This is a genomic window from Azoarcus sp. TTM-91 (assembly GCF_012911025.1).
Classification (GTDB): Bacteria; Pseudomonadota; Gammaproteobacteria; order Burkholderiales; family Rhodocyclaceae; genus Azoarcus.
Window position 1 is genome coordinate 1 of the sequence record NZ_WUEI01000096.1, and the last position, 16,886, is coordinate 16,886.

15 protein-coding genes are annotated in these 16,886 nt (G+C 71.3%); 5 read left to right on the forward strand and 10 right to left on the reverse strand.

Features of this window, described 5'->3' with window-relative positions:
* Window positions 1-132: 132 nt before the first annotated feature.
* Window positions 133-804, reverse strand: coding sequence for a hypothetical protein (locus GRF61_RS19085; RefSeq protein ID WP_169152212.1), 672 nt, complete (start codon window positions 802-804; stop codon window positions 133-135).
* A gap of 535 nt (window positions 805-1,339) precedes the next feature.
* Between GRF61_RS19085 and GRF61_RS19090 the strand changes: the two genes are divergently transcribed.
* Genes GRF61_RS19090 through GRF61_RS19100 form a run of 3 tightly spaced genes read left to right on the forward strand, consistent with a single transcriptional unit; the run spans window position 1,340 to window position 4,215 of the window.
* Window positions 1,340-1,744 (forward strand): TraR/DksA family transcriptional regulator, encoded by a 405-nt coding sequence (locus GRF61_RS19090; protein WP_169152213.1) that lies wholly within the window; start codon window positions 1,340-1,342, stop codon window positions 1,742-1,744.
* 7 nt (window positions 1,745-1,751) lie between these two features.
* Entirely contained in the window at window positions 1,752-3,200 is a 1,449-nt protein-coding gene (locus GRF61_RS19095) for a cytochrome ubiquinol oxidase subunit I (RefSeq protein ID WP_169152214.1), read from the forward strand.
* Window positions 3,193-4,215: a cytochrome d ubiquinol oxidase subunit II gene (locus tag GRF61_RS19100; protein WP_169152215.1), complete on the forward strand. Its 1,023-nt coding sequence runs from the start codon at window positions 3,193-3,195 to the stop codon at window positions 4,213-4,215. The genes GRF61_RS19095 and GRF61_RS19100 overlap by 8 nt, the downstream gene beginning before the upstream one ends.
* Before the next feature lie 214 nt (window positions 4,216-4,429).
* Here GRF61_RS19100 and GRF61_RS19105 read toward each other — a convergent pair whose 3' ends face one another.
* The 5 genes from GRF61_RS19105 to GRF61_RS19125 form a co-directional block, all read right to left on the reverse strand.
* Window positions 4,430-4,819, reverse strand: a complete 390-nt coding sequence (locus tag GRF61_RS19105) for a ChaB family protein (protein WP_169152216.1) — start codon at window positions 4,817-4,819, stop codon at window positions 4,430-4,432.
* 67 nt (window positions 4,820-4,886) lie between these two features.
* Window positions 4,887-6,038 carry a Fic family protein gene (locus tag GRF61_RS19110; protein ID WP_169152217.1) on the reverse strand — a complete coding sequence of 384 codons (1,152 nt, stop codon included), beginning with the start codon at window positions 6,036-6,038 and terminating at the stop codon, window positions 4,887-4,889.
* A gap of 237 nt (window positions 6,039-6,275) precedes the next feature.
* Entirely contained in the window at window positions 6,276-7,094 is an 819-nt protein-coding gene (locus tag GRF61_RS19115) for an endonuclease/exonuclease/phosphatase family protein (protein WP_169152218.1), read from the reverse strand.
* A complete protein-coding gene (locus GRF61_RS19120) occupies window positions 7,066-9,444 on the reverse strand; it encodes a VTT domain-containing protein (RefSeq protein ID WP_348982438.1) in 2,379 nt (792 codons plus the stop codon). Before GRF61_RS19120 ends, GRF61_RS19115 begins: the two co-directional genes overlap by 29 nt.
* 2 nt (window positions 9,445-9,446) lie before the next feature.
* Window positions 9,447-9,653, reverse strand: coding sequence for a hypothetical protein (locus tag GRF61_RS19125; RefSeq protein WP_169152219.1), 207 nt, complete (start codon window positions 9,651-9,653; stop codon window positions 9,447-9,449).
* Window positions 9,654-10,087: 434 nt separating this feature from the next.
* Between GRF61_RS19125 and GRF61_RS19130 the strand changes: the two genes are divergently transcribed.
* Together GRF61_RS19130 and GRF61_RS19135 are read left to right on the forward strand one after the other, a co-directional pair.
* Entirely contained in the window at window positions 10,088-11,281 is a 1,194-nt protein-coding gene (locus GRF61_RS19130) for a glycosyltransferase family 1 protein (protein ID WP_169152220.1), read from the forward strand.
* Window positions 11,262-11,807, forward strand: coding sequence for a phosphatase PAP2 family protein (locus tag GRF61_RS19135; RefSeq protein WP_169152221.1), 546 nt, complete (start codon window positions 11,262-11,264; stop codon window positions 11,805-11,807). The genes GRF61_RS19130 and GRF61_RS19135 overlap by 20 nt, the downstream gene beginning before the upstream one ends.
* Here GRF61_RS19135 and GRF61_RS19140 read toward each other — a convergent pair.
* The 4 genes from GRF61_RS19140 to GRF61_RS19155 all read right to left on the reverse strand — a co-directional run bounded on the left by GRF61_RS19140 (window position 11,726) and on the right by GRF61_RS19155 (window position 16,056).
* A complete protein-coding gene (locus GRF61_RS19140) occupies window positions 11,726-12,643 on the reverse strand; it encodes a polysaccharide deacetylase family protein (protein WP_348982439.1) in 918 nt (305 codons plus the stop codon). The genes GRF61_RS19135 and GRF61_RS19140 overlap by 82 nt on opposite strands.
* A 153-nt stretch (window positions 12,644-12,796) precedes the next feature.
* Window positions 12,797-14,020 (reverse strand): glycosyltransferase, encoded by a 1,224-nt coding sequence (locus GRF61_RS19145; RefSeq protein ID WP_348982440.1) that lies wholly within the window; start codon window positions 14,018-14,020, stop codon window positions 12,797-12,799.
* Complete coding sequence (locus GRF61_RS19150; protein ID WP_169152222.1) at window positions 14,017-14,583, reverse strand: hypothetical protein; 567 nt, start codon at window positions 14,581-14,583, stop codon at window positions 14,017-14,019. The genes GRF61_RS19145 and GRF61_RS19150 overlap by 4 nt, the downstream gene beginning before the upstream one ends.
* Before the next feature lie 27 nt (window positions 14,584-14,610).
* Window positions 14,611-16,056 (reverse strand): RNA polymerase factor sigma-54, encoded by a 1,446-nt coding sequence (locus tag GRF61_RS19155; protein WP_169152223.1) that lies wholly within the window; start codon window positions 16,054-16,056, stop codon window positions 14,611-14,613.
* Between the last annotated feature and the right edge of the window lie 830 nt (window positions 16,057-16,886).

Sequence of the window (16,886 nt, forward strand, 5' to 3'; positions counted from 1 at the left end):
GGCGACACCCGGGTGGGGCAGGGCGCGGAGGGTGGCCGCGACTGCGCCTGATCGGGATGGGCTCCGCTCCCCGCCCTTGTTGCTGGCGGGAAACCAGGGCCTGTCCGCATGGCCGCCGCTCAGTCTGCCGCCTTAAGCCGCCTTGCCCGCCTTGGCTGCCCGCTCGCCCGCCTGGCTGGCCGCTTCCGCACCTTCGCGCAGCGCGTTGCGGGCGTTCTCGTTGATGCGCTCGCCGCCGCGGCGCAGCGCCTCCACCTGCTGGCTGGCTAGCTCGCGGCTGTGCTCCAGGCCCTGGCGCACGGTGGCGCGGAACTGCTCGCCGCCTTCGCGCAGTGTGGCCTGGGTCATGTCGGTGAGGGAGTCGCTGGCGCGGGCCATCTCGTCCGCCTGCTGGCGGGCCAGTTCCTGCAGCTCCTGCAGGCTTTCGCTGGCCTGCTGCTGCAACTCCGCCAGGCCGCTCTGCCAGCGCTCGGTGAAGCCGATGGCCTGCTGCTCCAGCAGGCGCGAGAAGTGGCTGTGGATCTGCCCCAGGGTGTCATCCGCCTGGCCGGCGAAGCGCAGCGCGTTGTCGGTGCCGGCGGAGAACAGGGTGAGGGCGCGGTCATCCGCCACCTGCAGCAGGCGGGAGTAGTCCGGCAGGCCGATGGCGGACAGCGCGCGCAACTGGGTCCGCAGCATGATGCGGGCGGTGGCGGCCTGAAGGTCGTAGAACTGGCTGAGGCCCCGCAGGGCGGTCGCCGCGAAATTGCCGGCGAGGGCGCCGCGGGCAGTGGAATCGGGCTGCGCCGAAGAAGTCTGGGCCATGGTCTGATCTCCTGAGGTGAGTGGAAGGAGGGCAGGGCTTGGCGCCCCGCGCTCAGCAGCCCGAGGGGGCCACGTTACGTTGCATAGCAACATGGAGACCCGCCGTGCCGCCGCCCGTCGCTCCGGCGCGAAGGGTGGTGCGCCTGCGGCGGCGCGGCAAGGCGGGCCCGCACGGGGCGGGGCTGGCGGCGAGACGCGCGGCCCGCTGGCGCCGTCCACCCCGGCCGCCACGGTCGCCACACGCTGGGCGAAGCGTCCCTGCCGGTACTGAAAAAAGTGCACGCCCGAGAAAAAACTACCGCTGCGGCGGGGGGCGGAAAGCGCGTCGCCACGGTAGGCGCGGCGTAGTTGAAAAACACCGGGCGGGCAGACCGGGCGGCATGGACTAGAACGATTAGGCGGCCCCGGGCCGTCGCCCGCCGGCTGCGGCGGTTTCATGGGGCACGGTGGGCACCCGGCTTGCTCAGGCCGGGACCAGGCGAAAGTCCGGGGGGCAGGGTGCCCGGCGGCAGCGCCACCGTGAAGGAGGAACGATATGAGCGAATTGAGCGAGCAGCAGTTGCGCGCCTTGTGCGAGTTACTGGACAAACGCGAGCAGGCGGTGAAGTCCGGGGTGCATGAGCATGTGGATCGCCTCCGCGCCAGCAGCGAGCCGGGGGCGAGCGCCGCGGTGGGCGACGCCGCCGACCAGGCCGACCTCGAACTGCTGCGCGACAACGAGAACGCCGCGGTGGCGCGCGAGGTGCGCGAGCTGCGCGACATCGAGGCCGCCCGCGCCCGCATCGCCGTCGGCGAAGCCGGCATCTGCATCGATTGCGGCGACGACATCCCCTTCGCCCGCCTGGAGGCCCAGCCGGCGGCGGCGCGCTGCGTGCCCTGTCAGGACCTGTACGAGCACACCCACGCCACCCTCCCGGAAATCGCGGTGCGCGAGGAGTAGGGCTGCGATGGAGAGCCTGGACCCGGTCCTGCTGTCGCGGCTGCAGTTCGCCGCCAACATCACCTTCCACATCCTGTTTCCGGCGATCACCATCTCGCTTGCCTGGGTGCTGCTCTACTTCCGCCTGCGCTACGACCGCAGCGGCGACGAATCGTGGATGGGGGCCTACCGCTTCTGGGTCAAGATCTTCGCGCTGACATTTGCGCTGGGCATCGTCACCGGCGTCACCATGAGCTTCCAGTTCGGCACCAACTGGCCGGGCTACATGGAAACCGTGGGCAACATCGCCGGGCCGCTGCTGGCCTACGAGGTGCTCACCGCCTTTTTCCTGGAGGCGAGCTTCCTCGGCATCATGCTGTTCGGCACCAAGCGGGTGAGCCGCCGGGTGCACATCCTCTCCACCTTCCTGGTGGCCGCCGGCACCACGCTGTCGGCCTTCTGGATCCTGGCGCTGAACTCCTGGATGCAGACGCCGGTGGGCTTCGAGATGATAGACGGCCGCGCCCACCCCACCGACTGGCTGGCCATCCTGTTCAGCCCGTCCTTTCCCTACCGCTTCACCCACATGCTGCTGGCCTCCGGCCTCACCACCGCCTTCCTGGTCGCCGGCATCTCCGCCTGGCGCTGGCGCCGCGGCGACCGGGGGGGCGACGTGCGGGTCGCGCTCGGCACCGGGGTGCGGCTGGCGGCCCTCCTGATCCCGCTGCAGATCCTGGTCGGTGACCTGCATGGCCTCAACACCCTGCACCACCAGCCGGCCAAGCTGGCGGCCATGGAGGGCATCTGGGAGACCCAGCGCGGCGCCGCCGCGGTGCTGTTCGCGGTGCCCGATGAAACCAGCCGCAGCAACCGCTACGAGATCGCCATTCCCGGCCTGGCCTCGCTCTACCTGGGGCACTCCCTGGACGCCGAGATCCGCGGCCTCAACGATTTCGTCGGCGAGCATCCGCCGGTGAAGCCGGTGTTCTTCGCCTTCCGGCTGATGGTGGGCGTCGGCCTGCTGATGCTGGCCATCTCCTGGCTGTCGGCGTTGCAGATCAAACGCCGCGGCGAGCCCGGCCGCTTCGCCCTGGGCGTGCTGGTGGCGATGACCTTCTCCGGCTGGGTGGCGCTGGTGGCCGGCTGGTACGTCACCGAAATCGGCCGCCAGCCCTGGCTGGTGCATGGCGTGCTCAGGACGGCGGATGCCGCCACAGCCACCCCGGCCGGCCGCATCGGCCTCACCCTGGCGATGTACCTCAGCCTCTACGCGGTGCTGCTGACAGCCTTCATCTCGGTGATCTTCCACCTGGCGAAGAAGGCCGGCGAGAGCGAGCAGCCCAAGCAGATGAACCCGGTCGCCGACCCCTTCCACGCCGGCGTCGGCGTGGCCGACAAGGAGCGCGCCCAACACGGCGCCGGCCGGTCGCCCGGGGACGACGGCGGCCGTTCGCCAGAGGAGAGACGCGATGCCTGACCTGAGCCAACCCGCCGGCTGGCTGCCGCTGGTGTTCCTGGTGGTGATGGGGCTGGCCATCCTCATCTACGTGGTGCTGGACGGCTACGACCTCGGCCTGGGTGCGCTGCTGGGCATTGCCGACGAGCACGACAAGGACATCATGGTCGCCTCCATCGGTCCCTTCTGGGATGCCAACGAAACCTGGCTGGTGCTGGGCGTGGGCGTGCTGCTGACCGCCTTTCCGCTCGCCCACGGTGTCGTCATGGGCGCGCTCTACCTGCCGGTGGCGGCGATGCTGCTGGGGCTGATCCTGCGCGGCGTCGCCTTCGATTTCCGCGTCAAGGCCCAGGCCCACCACAAGCCGTGGTGGAACCGCGCCTTCTGCGCCGGCTCGCTGATCGCCGCGCTGGCGCAGGGCTACATGGTCGGCCTGCTGGTGGTGGGCTTCGAGCGCAGCGCCATCAACATGCTCTTCGCCGCCTTCATCGGCCTTGGCCTTACCGCTGGCTACTGCCTGCTGGGCGCGGGCTGGCTGCTGATCAAGACCGAGGGCGAGCTGCAGATACGCGCCGCGCGCTGGGGCTGGCGGGCGCTGTGGTTCACCGCCTTCGGCGTCGCCGCGGTGTCGGTGGCCACGCCGCTGCTGAGCCGCGCCATCTTCGACAAATGGTTCGAGGTGCCCAACCTCTTCCTGCTCGCGCCGATACCGCTGATCACCGCGGTGCTTTTCGTCTTCGCCGCGATAGTGCTGCGCCGGCTGCCGGCCCAGCTGGCGCAGGGCAAGCACGCCTGGGCCTGGGTGCCCTTCGCCACCACGGTGGCGATCTTCATCCTCGCCTTCCACGGCCTCGCCTACAGCCTCTTCCCCTGGATCGTGCCGCAGCGCATGGACGTCTGGCAGGCCGCCGCCGCCCCCGGCTCGCTCACCTTCATCCTGGTCGGCGTGGTCATCGTGCTGCCACTCATCATCGGCTACACCGTCTTTGCCTACCGGGTGTTCTGGGGCAAGGCGACGCACCTGGAGTACGGTTGAGCCGCAGCCGCCAGGGTGTCGGCCAGCCAGGCGGGCGTGCCGCCTGGCACAGGGCGCGCGGCTCATCCTTCCCCCCGCGCTGAACGCCTGGACTGCCGCGAAGGCCGGAGAGCAGGCACTGCACAAGGACGAGGGCGCCGGACGAGAGGGCGGCCCGGCGGGGCGCGCCCTCGATACGCCTCCCTCGATACGCCTGCGGGGAGGACGCTCCCGTTCACCCCTGATGCTTGGCGATCGCCCGCGCCAGCTCCGCCTTGTTCATGCTCGAACGTCCGCGGATGCCGAGATCCCGGGCGCGGTCGTACAGCTCCCGGCGGGTGTGGCCGTGGTAGTCCACGCCGCCAAAGGTCTCGCCCTTGCCCTGGCGCTTCTCGGCGGTGGAATGCTCGGCGCGCGGGTCCGAGGGGCCGCGCTCCTGCTTCGCCTCCCAGTGGTCGCCCACCTTCTCGAAACCGTGCTTCAGCGCCGCGATCGCGGTACGCCCGGCACGTTCGCCGGGGCCGTATTCCCGCTCGGCATTCTCCAGCGTCTTCGCATAAGTACGCTGCGCCTTGGCCGGCGAGCGCTTGAGCGTGCGTGGAACTTCGATGTGATGCCTGGGCATGGCCGTCTCCGGTTGCTGGGCGGAATTGCCTGCCCCAACGCATGAGAACCGCGTGCCCGGCGGTGGCCTACTGGTCGCTTTGTGCGGACGGGAGACCGTCGCACTGGTTGATCTCATACCGCGTGCTGCGCCCGCCGCCCGGCAGGCGGACCAGGCAGCCCTTGGCGAGCAGATCGGCCAGGTGGCGGGTGGCGGTGGCCTTGGAGACTTGCGCCACCGCCTTGTACTGGGCAGCGCTGATGCCATCCTCGAAGCCGCGCTCGCCACCATCCAGCAGGCGGTTGAGTACCTTGAGCTGTTCGGCGGACAGGCCCTCGTGGCGGTGGCGCTGCCAGAAGCGCGCCTTGGCCAGCACCCGGTCTATGCGGAGCAGGGCTTGTTCCAGGCTGTGCAGCAGGGTCTGCAGGAACCACTCCAGCCATGCGGTGAGATCGAGTCCGCCTTTCTGGGAGGTTTCGAGGATGCGGTAGTAGGCGGCGCGCTGGTCGAGGATGCTGGCCGACAGGGCGTGGAAGCGGATTGCCTGCGGTTCGTCCTGGGCCAGCGCGAGGTCGGTCAGGGCGCGGGTGAGGCGGCCGTTGCCGTCGTCGAAAGGGTGCAGGGTGACGAACCAGAAATGGGCGATGCCGGCGCGCAGCATGGGGTCCAGCGTGGTATCGCCGCGGCTGTGTTCGAACCAGGCGATGAAGCCATCCAGCTGTTGTTCCAGGCCGGCGCGCGGTGGGGCCTGGAAATGTACGGTGGGCCGGTCGAGCCGGCCGGAGACGATCTGCATGGCTTCGTCGCCGCGCAGTTCGCCGACGCGGATGCGGGTGAGCTGCAGCTCTTCGGCCGGGAACAGCCAGCGATGCCAGCGGTAGAGGCGTTCCAGGGTGAGCGGCTGATCGGGATGGCGGGTGGCGTCCAGCGACAGTTCGGCCAGCCCCTCGCTGCGGGGGCTGGGTTTGCCGCTGTCGTCCAGGCCGAGGCGGCGGGCGAGGGAAGAGCGCACCGAGCCGACATTCAGCTGTTCACCCTCGATGGCCGAGGAGGTGATGATGTTCTGCAGCAGGGCGTCCAGATTGTTCTGGGCCTCGACGTCGGCGCCGATCGCGCCGGCCATGCCCAGCAGGCGCCCCTGGGCCTGGGCGCAGGCACGCAGCAACGGCGCAAGCGCTTCGGCTTGCCAGCTGAAGCGCGGCCAATCGGGCTGTTGCCAGATCCAGGGAGGGGTGTGCATTGGGGAAAGGCTCTCGTTTTGAGCCGATTACGAGGGTCTAATCGGCTCATTGGGTGAGCCGATTGTGCGGCTCATTCGGCTCATGGTCCAGCGAGCAGGGTTGCGAGAGAGCTTGCAGGGAGAAGAGAAGGCCGGTGGCCGGAGACCCCAACCGGTCGGCCTGAGCTTGTCGAAGCCCCTGCCGGCTTGATAGCCAGGACCGCAGGGACGCGGAGGACGCAGCGCCTGCGCTCGTGTTCAGGCCGACCGTGCCTGCCGCTGCGGTGGCACATGCTCCACCAGCGCGCTGGCCGGCGGCACCGCCGGGGCGACGATGGCTTTCACCGGCAGATGGTCGGAGGCGATGCGGGAGCAGGGGCTGCGGTGGGTTTCGAAGGCGAGCAGGGTGTGGCGCGGGCGGACCCAGACGCGGTCCAGCGCGAACAGCGGCAGGCCGGAGGGGAAGGAGCGTTCGGCCGGGGCGTGGCCGAGCAGGTTGTTCAGCCAGCGCAGCGGCCGGCCCATGGGCAGCCATTCGTTGATGTCGCCCAGCACCACCACCGATTGCTCTGGCGGGATGTCGTGCAGCAGCCTGAGCATCTGCTGTACCTGGTAGCGGCGCTCGGCCGGGCGCAGGCCGAGGTGGGTGACGATGACGCGCACGGTTTCGCCGGCCACGTCCAGGTCCACCTCCAGCGCGCCGCGCGGTTCGCGGCGCCGGTAGCTGAGGTCGTGGCGGCGCACCGCCAGCACCTTGCGGCGGGTGAGCAGGGCGTTGCCGTAGCTGCCTTCGTGGCGAATGATGGTGTGGCCGGCGACCGCCTCCATGCCGGTCTGGGCGGCGAGGAAGTCCAGCTGCATGGAGTCGTGGCGGCCGTCGGAGCGGCTGTCCACCTCCTGCAGGCCGACGATGTCGCAGCCCAGCTCGCGTATCACCTGGCCGACGCGGGCGACGTCGCAGCGGCGGTCGCGGCCGACGCAGCGATGCACGTTGTAGGAGGCGATGCGCAGGCAGTCCTCGCCGAGGGCGAGGTCCAGGTTGCGCCAGCTAGCGAGGCTGTTGGCCTGCGTTGCCATGGGCGTGGGTGCGGTGCTCGGAGACCAGCCAGCGGCGCACCGCCAAGGTGATGAGGAACACGCCGGCGACGGCGGCGGCGATGAGGCCGTAGTTCACCCGCGAGGGATCGCGCAGGGCCGACTGCAACTGGTCGCCGAACACGGTGGTGGCCAGGGTGCCGGGCAGCATGCCGAACAGGGTGCCGAGCATGAAGGGCAGCAGGCGGATGCCGATGGCGGCGGCGACCACGCCTTCCACCGCGAAGGGCGCGATCGGTACCAGGCGCAGCGCGGTGATGGCGATCACGCCGCGCCGCCGCAGGGTCTCGGCGATGTGGCGCAGTTTGCGGCCGGCGAGGTTGTGCACCGTTTCCTGCGGCATCGCCATGCCGGCGACGTAGGTGAAGAAGGCCGCCAGCAGGATGCCGGAGAGGGAATAGACGAAGCCCAGCATGGGGCCGAAAGCCACCACCGCCGCCAGCGTGATCAGCGGCCGCGGGAACATCAGCACGCAGGCCGGGGTGTAGGCGAGGAGGATGAGCAGGGGCGCCCACGGCCGGTCGGCGAACTCCCGTGCCCACTGGGTGACGCGCTCCGCGTTCACCCACTGCGCCAGCGGCGTGTATTGCCACACCGCGGTGAGCGCCACCAGCACCATCGCGAGGGCGGCGATGCGGACGGCGAGGCGGCGTGCCGGATGCATGCGGCGCGGCCGCGGCGCGCCCGGCAGCAGCCCGGTGGCCTGGCCGCCGGGGCCGCCCTCGGCCGCGTATTCCGGGCTGCTGGCGATGAGGCTTTCCGGGCTGAACTCTTCGATCAGCCGCTCCAGCGACACCGGTTTGCCGGGGTCGCCGACGCGGGCGAAGTCCAGCACCGCCTGCGGCCAGTCCGGCTGGTCCTCCAGCGGTTTCAGCGTGCGGCTGCGCCCGGCCAGCGCGGTGATGGCGCCTGCCACCCCGCCGTGGCGGCGCACCGCGGCATCCACCGCGTCCGGCGCGCAATCCAGGTGTTCCGCCAGCAGGCGGCTGCGGTAGGCGGCGATGGCGGTGGCGACGCGGGCGTCGCCGCGGGCTTCCAGCGCGGCGTCGCACTCGCTGTCCATGCCCATGGAGCGGTTGCACAGATTGGCCGAGCCGATGCGCAGGATCTCGTCGTCCACGATCATCAGCTTGGCGTGCAGGTCTATGCAGGTGCGCTCGGCCAGGCCGTCCACATGCGGGTAGTAGATGTGGAAGCGGCCGTGGCGGTCGGCGGCGCGCAGGCGCTGCACCAGCCGGGCGCGCAGCACGTGCATGGTGTGCTCCTCCAGCCAGCCGTGGCTGAACAGGCGCACCACCACCACGATCTCCGGCCCGTCCTCCTCCTCCAGCCGCGCCGCCAGCGCCTCGCCGATGCCGCCGGCGGTGAAGTACTGGTTCTCCACGTAGATGCAGCGGCGGGCGGCGGCCACCATGTCGAGGTAGAGCTGCTCCACCTCGCGTACCGCCGGCTGGCCGGCGCGCTCCGGCAGCGTGCGGGAGAGGGCGATGTCGATGTTGGAGAAAATCACTTCCAGCCCGGGCGGCCAGGGGCCGCCATCGGCCGCCAGCTCCGCATGCCGCGGCGGCGGAGGCAGCGGATGGCCGATGGCGGCTTCCCAGCGCGCGCGCGCCACGCCGGCGAGGGCGCGGGCGGCTTCGCCATCCACCGCCAGCATCATGTCGTGGAAGGGCGGGTAGGGCTTGCCGGCGCAGTCGCGGCGCGGATCGTCGGCGCGGTGCTTGCAGGTATCCCAGCGCCGCACGGTGAGATCGAAGCCGCCGATGAAGGCGAGGGCGTCGTCGATGACGACGATCTTCTGGTGGTGCGAGGCGCCCAGCGGATGGGTGTCGTCATAGGCCAGGTGCACCCGGCGGTGAGGCTCCCAGCCCAGGCCATAGAGCGGCGGGAATTCCCGGTCGGTGCCGAACACCATCGGGTAGTCCCAGTCCAGGATGTGCACCTGCAGGCCGCGGCGGCGCTGCACCAGCCAGTTGAGGAAATCGCCGAGGCGCTCCGGCATGCCGGGCACCGGCGGCTCGTCGTCGAAATGCAGGCGGGTGCTGCTGTTGAAGTCCCAGGCCAGGATGATGATGGAGCGGGTGGCGCGCGTGGCGGCGCGGGCGAAGGCGCGGAAATACTCTTCGCCATCCACCACCATGCCGGCGCGGTGGGCGCGGGCCACGGTGCAGCAGTTGCGGCCGGGCACGAACAGGCTGGCCGCAGGGCCGCCCGGTGGCGGAGCGCTGCGGGCGCCGGTGCCTGCAAGGCCGGTGTCCGGGAGGGCAGCAGCAGGGAGGGCGCCGCCGGTCACGCTGCGCAGGCCGCCGCTGTCGGGATCGCGAGGGCGCACGCTCAGCGCGCAACCCGGCGGCGGCCGCGGCCGCTACGCGTGCCACGGCAGGCAGTGCGGCTGCGCGACCGCCGGGGATGGGGCTCGGCCGTCCCCGTCAGCGGCGCACAGTGGGCGGTGCCCTGGCAGGGCCGCACCCAGCGCAGGATTTCCGGGGCCTCGAACTCGAATTCCGGGGGTTCGGCGTCGGTCTCGTACGGATTGCTCATGAAGTCATCCTGGGTGGCAGCGAATGGCCGGGGGCCTGCAATGGGCGTGCCCGGCCCGCCGCCGGTACTGATGCGCCGCCGGGGTCGGGGGCGCGGCGGCGAGAGTAGCCGCGCCGGCTTCCCGTTTCCGCCGGGCAGCCTCGCTGCGGCGGCGGATGCAAATTCGACAGCAGCATGTAGTTTCTTCCGTGGATTTCCCTCGTGCCCCACTCCTGGCTACCACTCTTGGCCGCCACGCTTGCCGGAGCCGTAATTGCTGCGCTGCGGTCGGCCGCAGGCGGGGTGGTGGCAGCCGCGGCACCCTGGCCGGCACCTGCGCTTCCCGCGGCGCCGCTCGGGCATGGCGATTGCCCTCACTGCTCTGCCCGCCGGTTTTCCTGTGCGAAGGGAGCCGGACATAGAGACCCGCGCTGCGGCGCGAAGGAGAAAACAATATGGAACGACCCCGCCTGTCCATCGCCGTGGTGACCGAGACCTATACGCCGGAATTGAACGGCGTGGCGCTCACGGTTGAACGTACGGTGAACTACCTGCGCGGCCGTGGCCACAGGGTGGACCTGGTGCGGCCGCGCCAAGGGGGAGAGGCGGAGGAGGAGGGGACGCTGCTGGTGCGCGGCTTCCCGCTGCCGCGCTATCCCGGCCTGCAGTTCGGCATGCCGGCGGTGCTCCGCCTGCTGCGGCGCTGGCGCAAGCAGCGGCCGGACGTGGTGCACATCGTCACCGAGGGGCCGCTGGGGTGGGCGGCACTGCTCGCCGCGCGCCAGCTCGGCGTGCCGGTGAGCAGCGACTACCGCACCCACTTCCAGAAATACAGCGGCTATTACCGCCTGGGCCGGCTGGCCGACGTCATCGGCGCCGCGCTGCGCACCTTCCACAACCGCTGCGACCTCACCTTTGTGCCCACCCGCATGCTGGCGGCTGAGTTGGCGGCGCAGGGCTACCGCAACCTCGCCGTCGTCGGCCGCGGGGTGGATGGCGAGCTGTTCTCGCCTAGCCGCCGCAGTGCCGGCCTGCGGGCGCAGTGGGGGCTGGGCGAGGGCCAGCTGGCGGTGCTGCATGTGGGCCGGCTGGCGCCGGAGAAGAACCCGGCGCTGGTGCGCGAGGCCTTCCACGCCATCCGCCGCGAGCGGCCCGATGCCTGCCTGATCTGGGTGGGCGATGGCCCGCTGCGGCCCGAGCTGGAGCGCGACGCGCCGGGCGAAATCTTCGCCGGCGTGCAGCGAGGCGAGGCGCTGGCGCAGCACTATGCTTCCGCCGATCTTTTCCTTTTCCCCAGCCTCAGCGAGACCTTCGGCAATGTGGTGGTGGAGGCGATGGCGAGCGCGCTGCCCATCGTCGCCTTCGACATCGGCGCTACCCATGAGCACCTGGCGGACCGCCTGAGCGCGCGGGTGCTGCCGCCGCCGGAGGGCGACACCCGGGCCGCCGCCGCGTTGGCGGAGAGCGCCTTCATCGGCGCCGCCCGCGTGCTGGCGGTCCAGGACAGGGAGCGCCGCCTGCTGGCGGATGCCGCCCGCAGCGCGGCCATGCAGCTCGCCTGGCCGGTGATCCTGGGCGAGTTCGAAGCCCACCTGGTGGCATGCGCCGCCCGGGTGTGCACCCTGGGCCATGCGGCCAGCCCCGCTTGAGCGCCTGGGGCGCCTGCTTGCCCTTGACGGCGCCTGCGTCGTTGCCCTGAACCGGGTGCTCGCCTACCGCCCCTGCCTATGGCTGGCGCGGGCGGTGAGCCGCATGGGCGACGGCGAACTGTGGGGCGTGCTCATCCTCGGCCTGCTGTTGCTGCCGGGGCAGGCCGGCCTGCGCTGCGCGCTGCACATGGGGGCGGTGGCGCTGGTGGGCGTGGCGCTCTACCTGCTGATCAAACGCCGCGCCGGGCGGCCGCGGCCCTGCGTGCGGCTGGCCGGGCTCACCGTCTGCGCCCGGCCGCTGGACGAATTCAGCTTTCCTTCGGGCCACACCATGCATGCGGTGGCCTTCGCCATCATCGCCTTCGCCTACTTTCCGCTGCTGGGGCTCGCGCTGGCCGGCTTCGCCGTGCTGACCGCGGTGGTACGGGTGGTGCTGGGCCTGCATTACCCCAGCGATGTGCTGGCCGGCTCCGCGCTCGGCGCCACGCTGGCAACGCTCTCGCTGGCACTGGTGCTGCCAGCGTAGGGCCGTCTCGCGCTGGGGATGGCGCCGCCCGACGCCGGCGGCCGCTGGCCCCGCAGGGCGGCGGCAAAGGCGCGCTTGGTCAGCGCGGTGCGCTGCCGCAGCAGGCTTTCCAACAGGCGTTGCAACTGGCGGATGACTGCTGGGTGGTCGGCATCGCCCGGGTGCAGGGCGAGGCGTAGCGCGGGCGCGCGTGGCAGCGGGCGCAAACCGTGCCAGGCGAGGGAGAGGCCGAGGCGGGCGCGGCTGCGGGTGCTGTAGGCGATGGCCGGCATGTCCGTGCCGCGGTGGGGATGCAGCAGGTGGAAGCCGCTGGCGGTGGTGGTGTAGCTCAAGGGCAGGTCTTCCAGCGCCTGCCAGGTCCCGGGGCTGAGCAGCCAGGCGGGGGCGACGAAGCCTTCCACCGGCCAGCCATGATGGCGGCACCAGCCCAGGCCGGCACTCAGGCGGTTGCGGGCGGCGGTGGCATCCAGCGCGGAGAACTCGCCCTCGGCGGCGGTCATGACGCGGCGGCGCCACCACTGGCGCGGCGTGCGCGGCGGCGGCGCTTCGTCCTGGTGGGCGTAGCCATGCAGGGCGATTTCGTCGCCGCGGGCGAGGTGGGCGCGCAGGGTCTGGTTGTACCAGTCCGGCACCCGGTCGCCCAGCCGGTGGTAGTTGGGCACCACCAGCAGGGTGAAGGGCACCGGCGCGACTTCAGCCATCGCCTCCAGCAGGCGGGCGCAACGCGGCCAGGTGGCCGGGGCGACGTCGTGCATGGCGACGCAGACGGCAGGCGGCGTGGGAAAGAGCGTGGGGCCGGGCGCACTGGCGCGGCCGGGGCTATGCAGGGTGTTCACCGTCGTGGGTATCGGGCGGGCTCGGAAAGAGGGAGGAAGTGCAACAGCGGGCGTGCGAGGACGCCGGGAAGGCCGGCTGGCCTGCCCCGCCATGCAGGCGGGGCAGGCGGGGACGAAACAGCGGGCGGTCACCGTCCATCGCGCTCAAGGCTGTCAGGGCTGGCCCATCTCGGGCTGGCCCATCCCGGGCTGGCCCTGCAGCGTGCCGATTCCGGGCTGCCCGGGTTCCAGGCCGGGAACCGCCAGCGCGGGCTGGCGGCCGAGGGCGGCGTAGCGGGCGGCGATGCCGGGCAGGATGCGCTCCCAGTCGTAAGCTTCGGCGCGGCTGCGGGCGGCTTCGCGCAGCGGCTGCAAGCCGTCGGCGCACAGCCGTTTCACCGCTTCCGCCATGCCGGCGGCCAGGGTTGCCGGGTCGGGCGCCGGCACTGCGCAGCCCACGCTGTCGTCCACCAGTTCGGCCAGTCCGCCGGCGCGGGCGGCAACCACCGGCAGGCCACAGGCCATCGCCTCCAGCGGGGCGAGGCCGAAGGTCTCCTGGTCGCCGGCGTGCACGAAGAGGTCGCAGCTGGCGATCAGCCCCGCCAGCCGCGCCGGATCGGAGATGAAGGGCACGAGCCGGACCGCCGGATGCGCCGGTGGCGGGGTGCCGTTGCCGACCAGCACCAGGATGTGGCCGGGGCCGAGGCGGTCCAGCATGGTGTAGAGCACCGGCAGGTTCTTCTCGGCGGCGAAGCGGCCGACGAACACCAGCAGGCGGTCGCGCGGGCCGGCGCCCAGGCGCAGCCGCCAGCCCTGGCTGCGGCGCTGGGGGTGGAAGACGCGGCTGTCCACCCCCAGCGCCTGGCGCTCCACCCGCGACAGGCCGAGCTCACGCAGGCGCTGCACCATGCAGACGCTGGGCGCCAGCACCAGGTCGAAGCGGCTGTAGAGGCGGCGGGTGTAGGCCTCGGCCAGGCGCTCGGCGGCGGCGCCGCAGGCCTTGCCCACCACCCGCGGCATGTCGGAATGGTAGAAGCCGACTACCGGCACGCCCAGCGCCTGGCCGGCGTCCACCGCCGCCCAGGCGAGGCGGTAGGGGTCGCCGGCCTCGATCACGTCCGGTTGCAGTTCCACCAGCGCGCGGGCGGCCGCCCGCCGCGCTAGCGGCAGGCGGTAGCCGTGGGAGAAGGGCAGCGGCAGGCTGGGCACCTCCACCGCTTCCTCGCCGACAGCGGCATGGCGCGGCAGCACCAGCGAGTGGCGGAAGCCGGGCCGCGCCTGCAGCCAGCGCCGCTTCTCCTGCAGGTAGCGGCGGATGCCGCCGCTGCGGGCGGCGTAGAACATGGTGACGTCGGAGACGTGGAGGGCAGCGCCCTCGCGCGGGCCGGCGCTGCTCACCGGGTCTGGCCCTGGCCCTGGCGCAGCAGGGTCTGGATGGGTTCGCGCGGGTCGAAGTCCAGCCAGTCGCCCTCCCGCCATTCGCCGTTGGCGCGGTCGATCTGGCGCGCGTGGCAGCGGCCGAGGATGGCGACCGCCGCCGCCTCGGCGCCGGGCTTGTCGACGTTCACCGCCACCATCGGGCCGCCGGGCGGCTCGGCCGGGGCCTCGGTGGTGGCCTTGGCCGGTTCGGGGGCGTCCGCCGCCCGCAAGGCGCCGGCCAGGGCGCCCAGGTAAGCGCCGGCGCCGGCGCCGGCGAGCATGCCCATCGGCCCGCCCAGGGTGCCGACGATGGCCCCGGCGGCGCCGCCGGCCACCGCGCCGGCGGTGGCGTTCTTGCCGGCCTTCTTGGTGCCTTCATCGCTGTCGGCGTCGCCGCCGAGGTGGTAGAGGCCATGCTGGCCGGGCGGGTTGAGGAAGTAGGTGGCGTACTCGTCGCGGCTGAAGCCCTGGGCGCGCAGCTGCGCGGTGGCCTCGTGCATGTGTTCGACGTGGGCGAAGTGTGCGGCAATGATCGCGGTCATGATGCCTCCCTCCTGTGGTGGCGCCGCTCAGGCGGCGTTGGCTTCGACGTGGGGCGCGCGACCGGCGACGCGGCGCAGCTCCACGCTGGGTATGCGCATCAGCGTGCGGTACTTGGTCACCGTGCGCCGGGCCAGCTTCAGCCCCTGCTCGGCGAGCATGCGGGCGAGCTGGGCGTCGGACAGCGGCGACTGCGGGTCCTCCGCCGCGATCAGCTCCTTCATCAGCGCGCGGATGGCGGTGGCGGAGCAGCTGCCGCCGTCCTCGGTGGCGAGCTGGCGCGAGAAGAAATACTTGAACTCGAACAGGCCGCGCGGCGTGGCCATGTACTTACCGTTGGTGACGCGGCAGACGGTGGATTCATGCAGCCCCAGCTCAGTGGCGATGTCCTTCAGCGCCATCGGCTTCATCGCCGCCTCGCCGTAGCTGAAGAACACCCGCTGGCGGGCGACGATGGCGTCGGCCACCCGCTGTATGGTGTTGAAGCGCTGCTCCACGTTGCGCAGCAGCCAGCGCGCCTCCTGCAGCAGGCGGGAGAAGGAGCTGCCGCCGCTGCGGCCGGCGGCGATGTCGGCGTAGGCGCGGTTGATGCGCACCTGCGGCTGCACCGCCGGGTTCAGCGTCGCCACCCAGCGGCCGCGCTGGTTGGTGACGATGATGTCCGGCACCACGTAGCGGGTGTTGTCCGGCGCGAAGCCGCGGCCGGGGCGGGGTTCCAGCGTGCGGATGAGGGCGCGGGCGCTGTGCAGGGCGTCCTCGTCGCATTCGAGGATCTGCTGCAGGCGGGTGAATTCACGCTTGGCCAGCAGATCGAAATGTTCCTTCACCAGCGCCATCGCCAGCGGCAGCGCCGGGGTGTCCTCCGGCAGCACCTGCAGTTGCAGCTGCAGGCATTCCTGCAGGGAGCGGGCGCCGATGCCGGGCGGGTCCAGCTGCTGGACGAGCTTGAGCGCGGCGCTGAGCTCGCAGACATCCACTTCCTCTTCCGGCGAGATCAGCTCCGCCAGTTCCTCCAGCGGCGTCTCCAGGTAACCGGCGTCGGTGAGCTCGTCGATGATCATGTAGGCCAGCGTGCGGTCGCGGTCGCTCATCGGCGACAACTGCAGCTGGGTGCGCAGGTTCTCGCGCAGCGATACCGGGGATTCGGTCCACTCCGTCCAGTCGTTCTCCTCGTCGCCGCTGCTGCCGCCGCCGGAGCGGCCTATCTCGTGCAGGGCCATCGGCATCGGCGCTTCGCCGGATTCCATGCTGTCCGGCGTGGAAACCGTGGTTTCCGACGGTGCCGGCATCGCGATTGCTGCGGAGGGTTGAGGGGGCGCCTCCGGGTCTTCCTCGAGGAAAGGATTGCTGGTGACCGCTTGCTCGACTTCCTGCGAGAACTCTTGCGATGACAACTGCAGTAGCCGGAGCGCCTGCTGGATCTGGGGCGTGATGGCCAGATGCTGTCGCAGGCGCAATTCCATTCCGAGGCTCATGACGTCTCCTTGCTCCGATTTTTCTGCCGCGAAGGTTTCTACCGCGAAGGGGACGCGGCGGGCCCACCGGTTGCGCAAGGACCATGCCAGTGAGATTTCCCGCGCAAATGCTGGGATTCGGGCCCGTGCGCAAATGAATTTCCAGGAACGTTTTACATGCGGTCAGTAAGAATTTCCGCCAAGCCATGACTTTGGTGATGTCTATGGCATTGGCCTGAAGGCCATGTCAAAAGCATGGGCGCGCGGGCCGGGTGGTGAGCGGCCGGGTTGATCACTCCCGGCTGCCCGGAGCTCGCTGCCGCCCCCCGGGGGCACCCAAGGCGGAGGGTGGCCTCCCTGTGTTGCGGAATCACTAAAAAGCGCTGGCGGGGATGTAAGTCGTTTTTTCCTGCCGGGTGACTTTTTTTCTCACCTGTCGTGCTGCCTGCCGGCGCTTCCTCCCGCGCTGGTTTGACGCGCTGCCCGCAATCGGCGCGGCGCCCCGCGATCCCCGCTATGCCGTTGTTTTCAGGGCGCTCGTCCATTCCCGGCAGGCACACCGCAACCGCCCTTGCTGGCGCGCTTCAGATGCCGCGCGGGGAGGCGGGCACGCCGAATGCAGGGTAGGGGCTCGCCGAAGCCGCCGGGCCGGTCATTCCGGCGCTTGAGCCGAGCGGCCAACACAAGGGGACCGCACCGCGGCAATCCCCAAGACAGGAGGACCAGCAATGGACATGAGACGACTTCGCCATTTCGCCGCGCTGGCGGCGCTGGGCGGCGTTCTTACGGCCTGCGACCGTCAGCCCGCCGAGGCGCCGGCAACGCCCCCGGCTTCGCCCGCCACCCCCACG

What these genes read in the sequence shown, in the direction of transcription:
- GRF61_RS19085 (WP_169152212.1), bottom strand. Translation starts at nt 804, where the DNA reads ATGGCCCAGACTTCTTCGGCGCAGCCCGATTCCACTGCCCGCGGCGCC.
- GRF61_RS19090 (WP_169152213.1), top strand. Translation starts at nt 1,340, where the DNA reads ATGAGCGAATTGAGCGAGCAGCAGTTGCGCGCCTTGTGCGAGTTACTG.
- GRF61_RS19095 (WP_169152214.1), top strand. Translation starts at nt 1,752, where the DNA reads ATGGAGAGCCTGGACCCGGTCCTGCTGTCGCGGCTGCAGTTCGCCGCC.
- GRF61_RS19100 (WP_169152215.1), top strand. Translation starts at nt 3,193, where the DNA reads ATGCCTGACCTGAGCCAACCCGCCGGCTGGCTGCCGCTGGTGTTCCTG.
- GRF61_RS19105 (WP_169152216.1), bottom strand. Translation starts at nt 4,819, where the DNA reads ATGCCCAGGCATCACATCGAAGTTCCACGCACGCTCAAGCGCTCGCCG.
- GRF61_RS19110 (WP_169152217.1), bottom strand. Translation starts at nt 6,038, where the DNA reads ATGCACACCCCTCCCTGGATCTGGCAACAGCCCGATTGGCCGCGCTTC.
- GRF61_RS19115 (WP_169152218.1), bottom strand. Translation starts at nt 7,094, where the DNA reads ATGGCAACGCAGGCCAACAGCCTCGCTAGCTGGCGCAACCTGGACCTC.
- GRF61_RS19125 (WP_169152219.1), bottom strand. Translation starts at nt 9,653, where the DNA reads ATGAGCAATCCGTACGAGACCGACGCCGAACCCCCGGAATTCGAGTTC.
- GRF61_RS19130 (WP_169152220.1), top strand. Translation starts at nt 10,088, where the DNA reads ATGGAACGACCCCGCCTGTCCATCGCCGTGGTGACCGAGACCTATACG.
- GRF61_RS19135 (WP_169152221.1), top strand. Translation starts at nt 11,262, where the DNA reads ATGCGGCCAGCCCCGCTTGAGCGCCTGGGGCGCCTGCTTGCCCTTGAC.
- GRF61_RS19150 (WP_169152222.1), bottom strand. Translation starts at nt 14,583, where the DNA reads ATGACCGCGATCATTGCCGCACACTTCGCCCACGTCGAACACATGCAC.
- GRF61_RS19155 (WP_169152223.1), bottom strand. Translation starts at nt 16,056, where the DNA reads ATGAGCCTCGGAATGGAATTGCGCCTGCGACAGCATCTGGCCATCACG.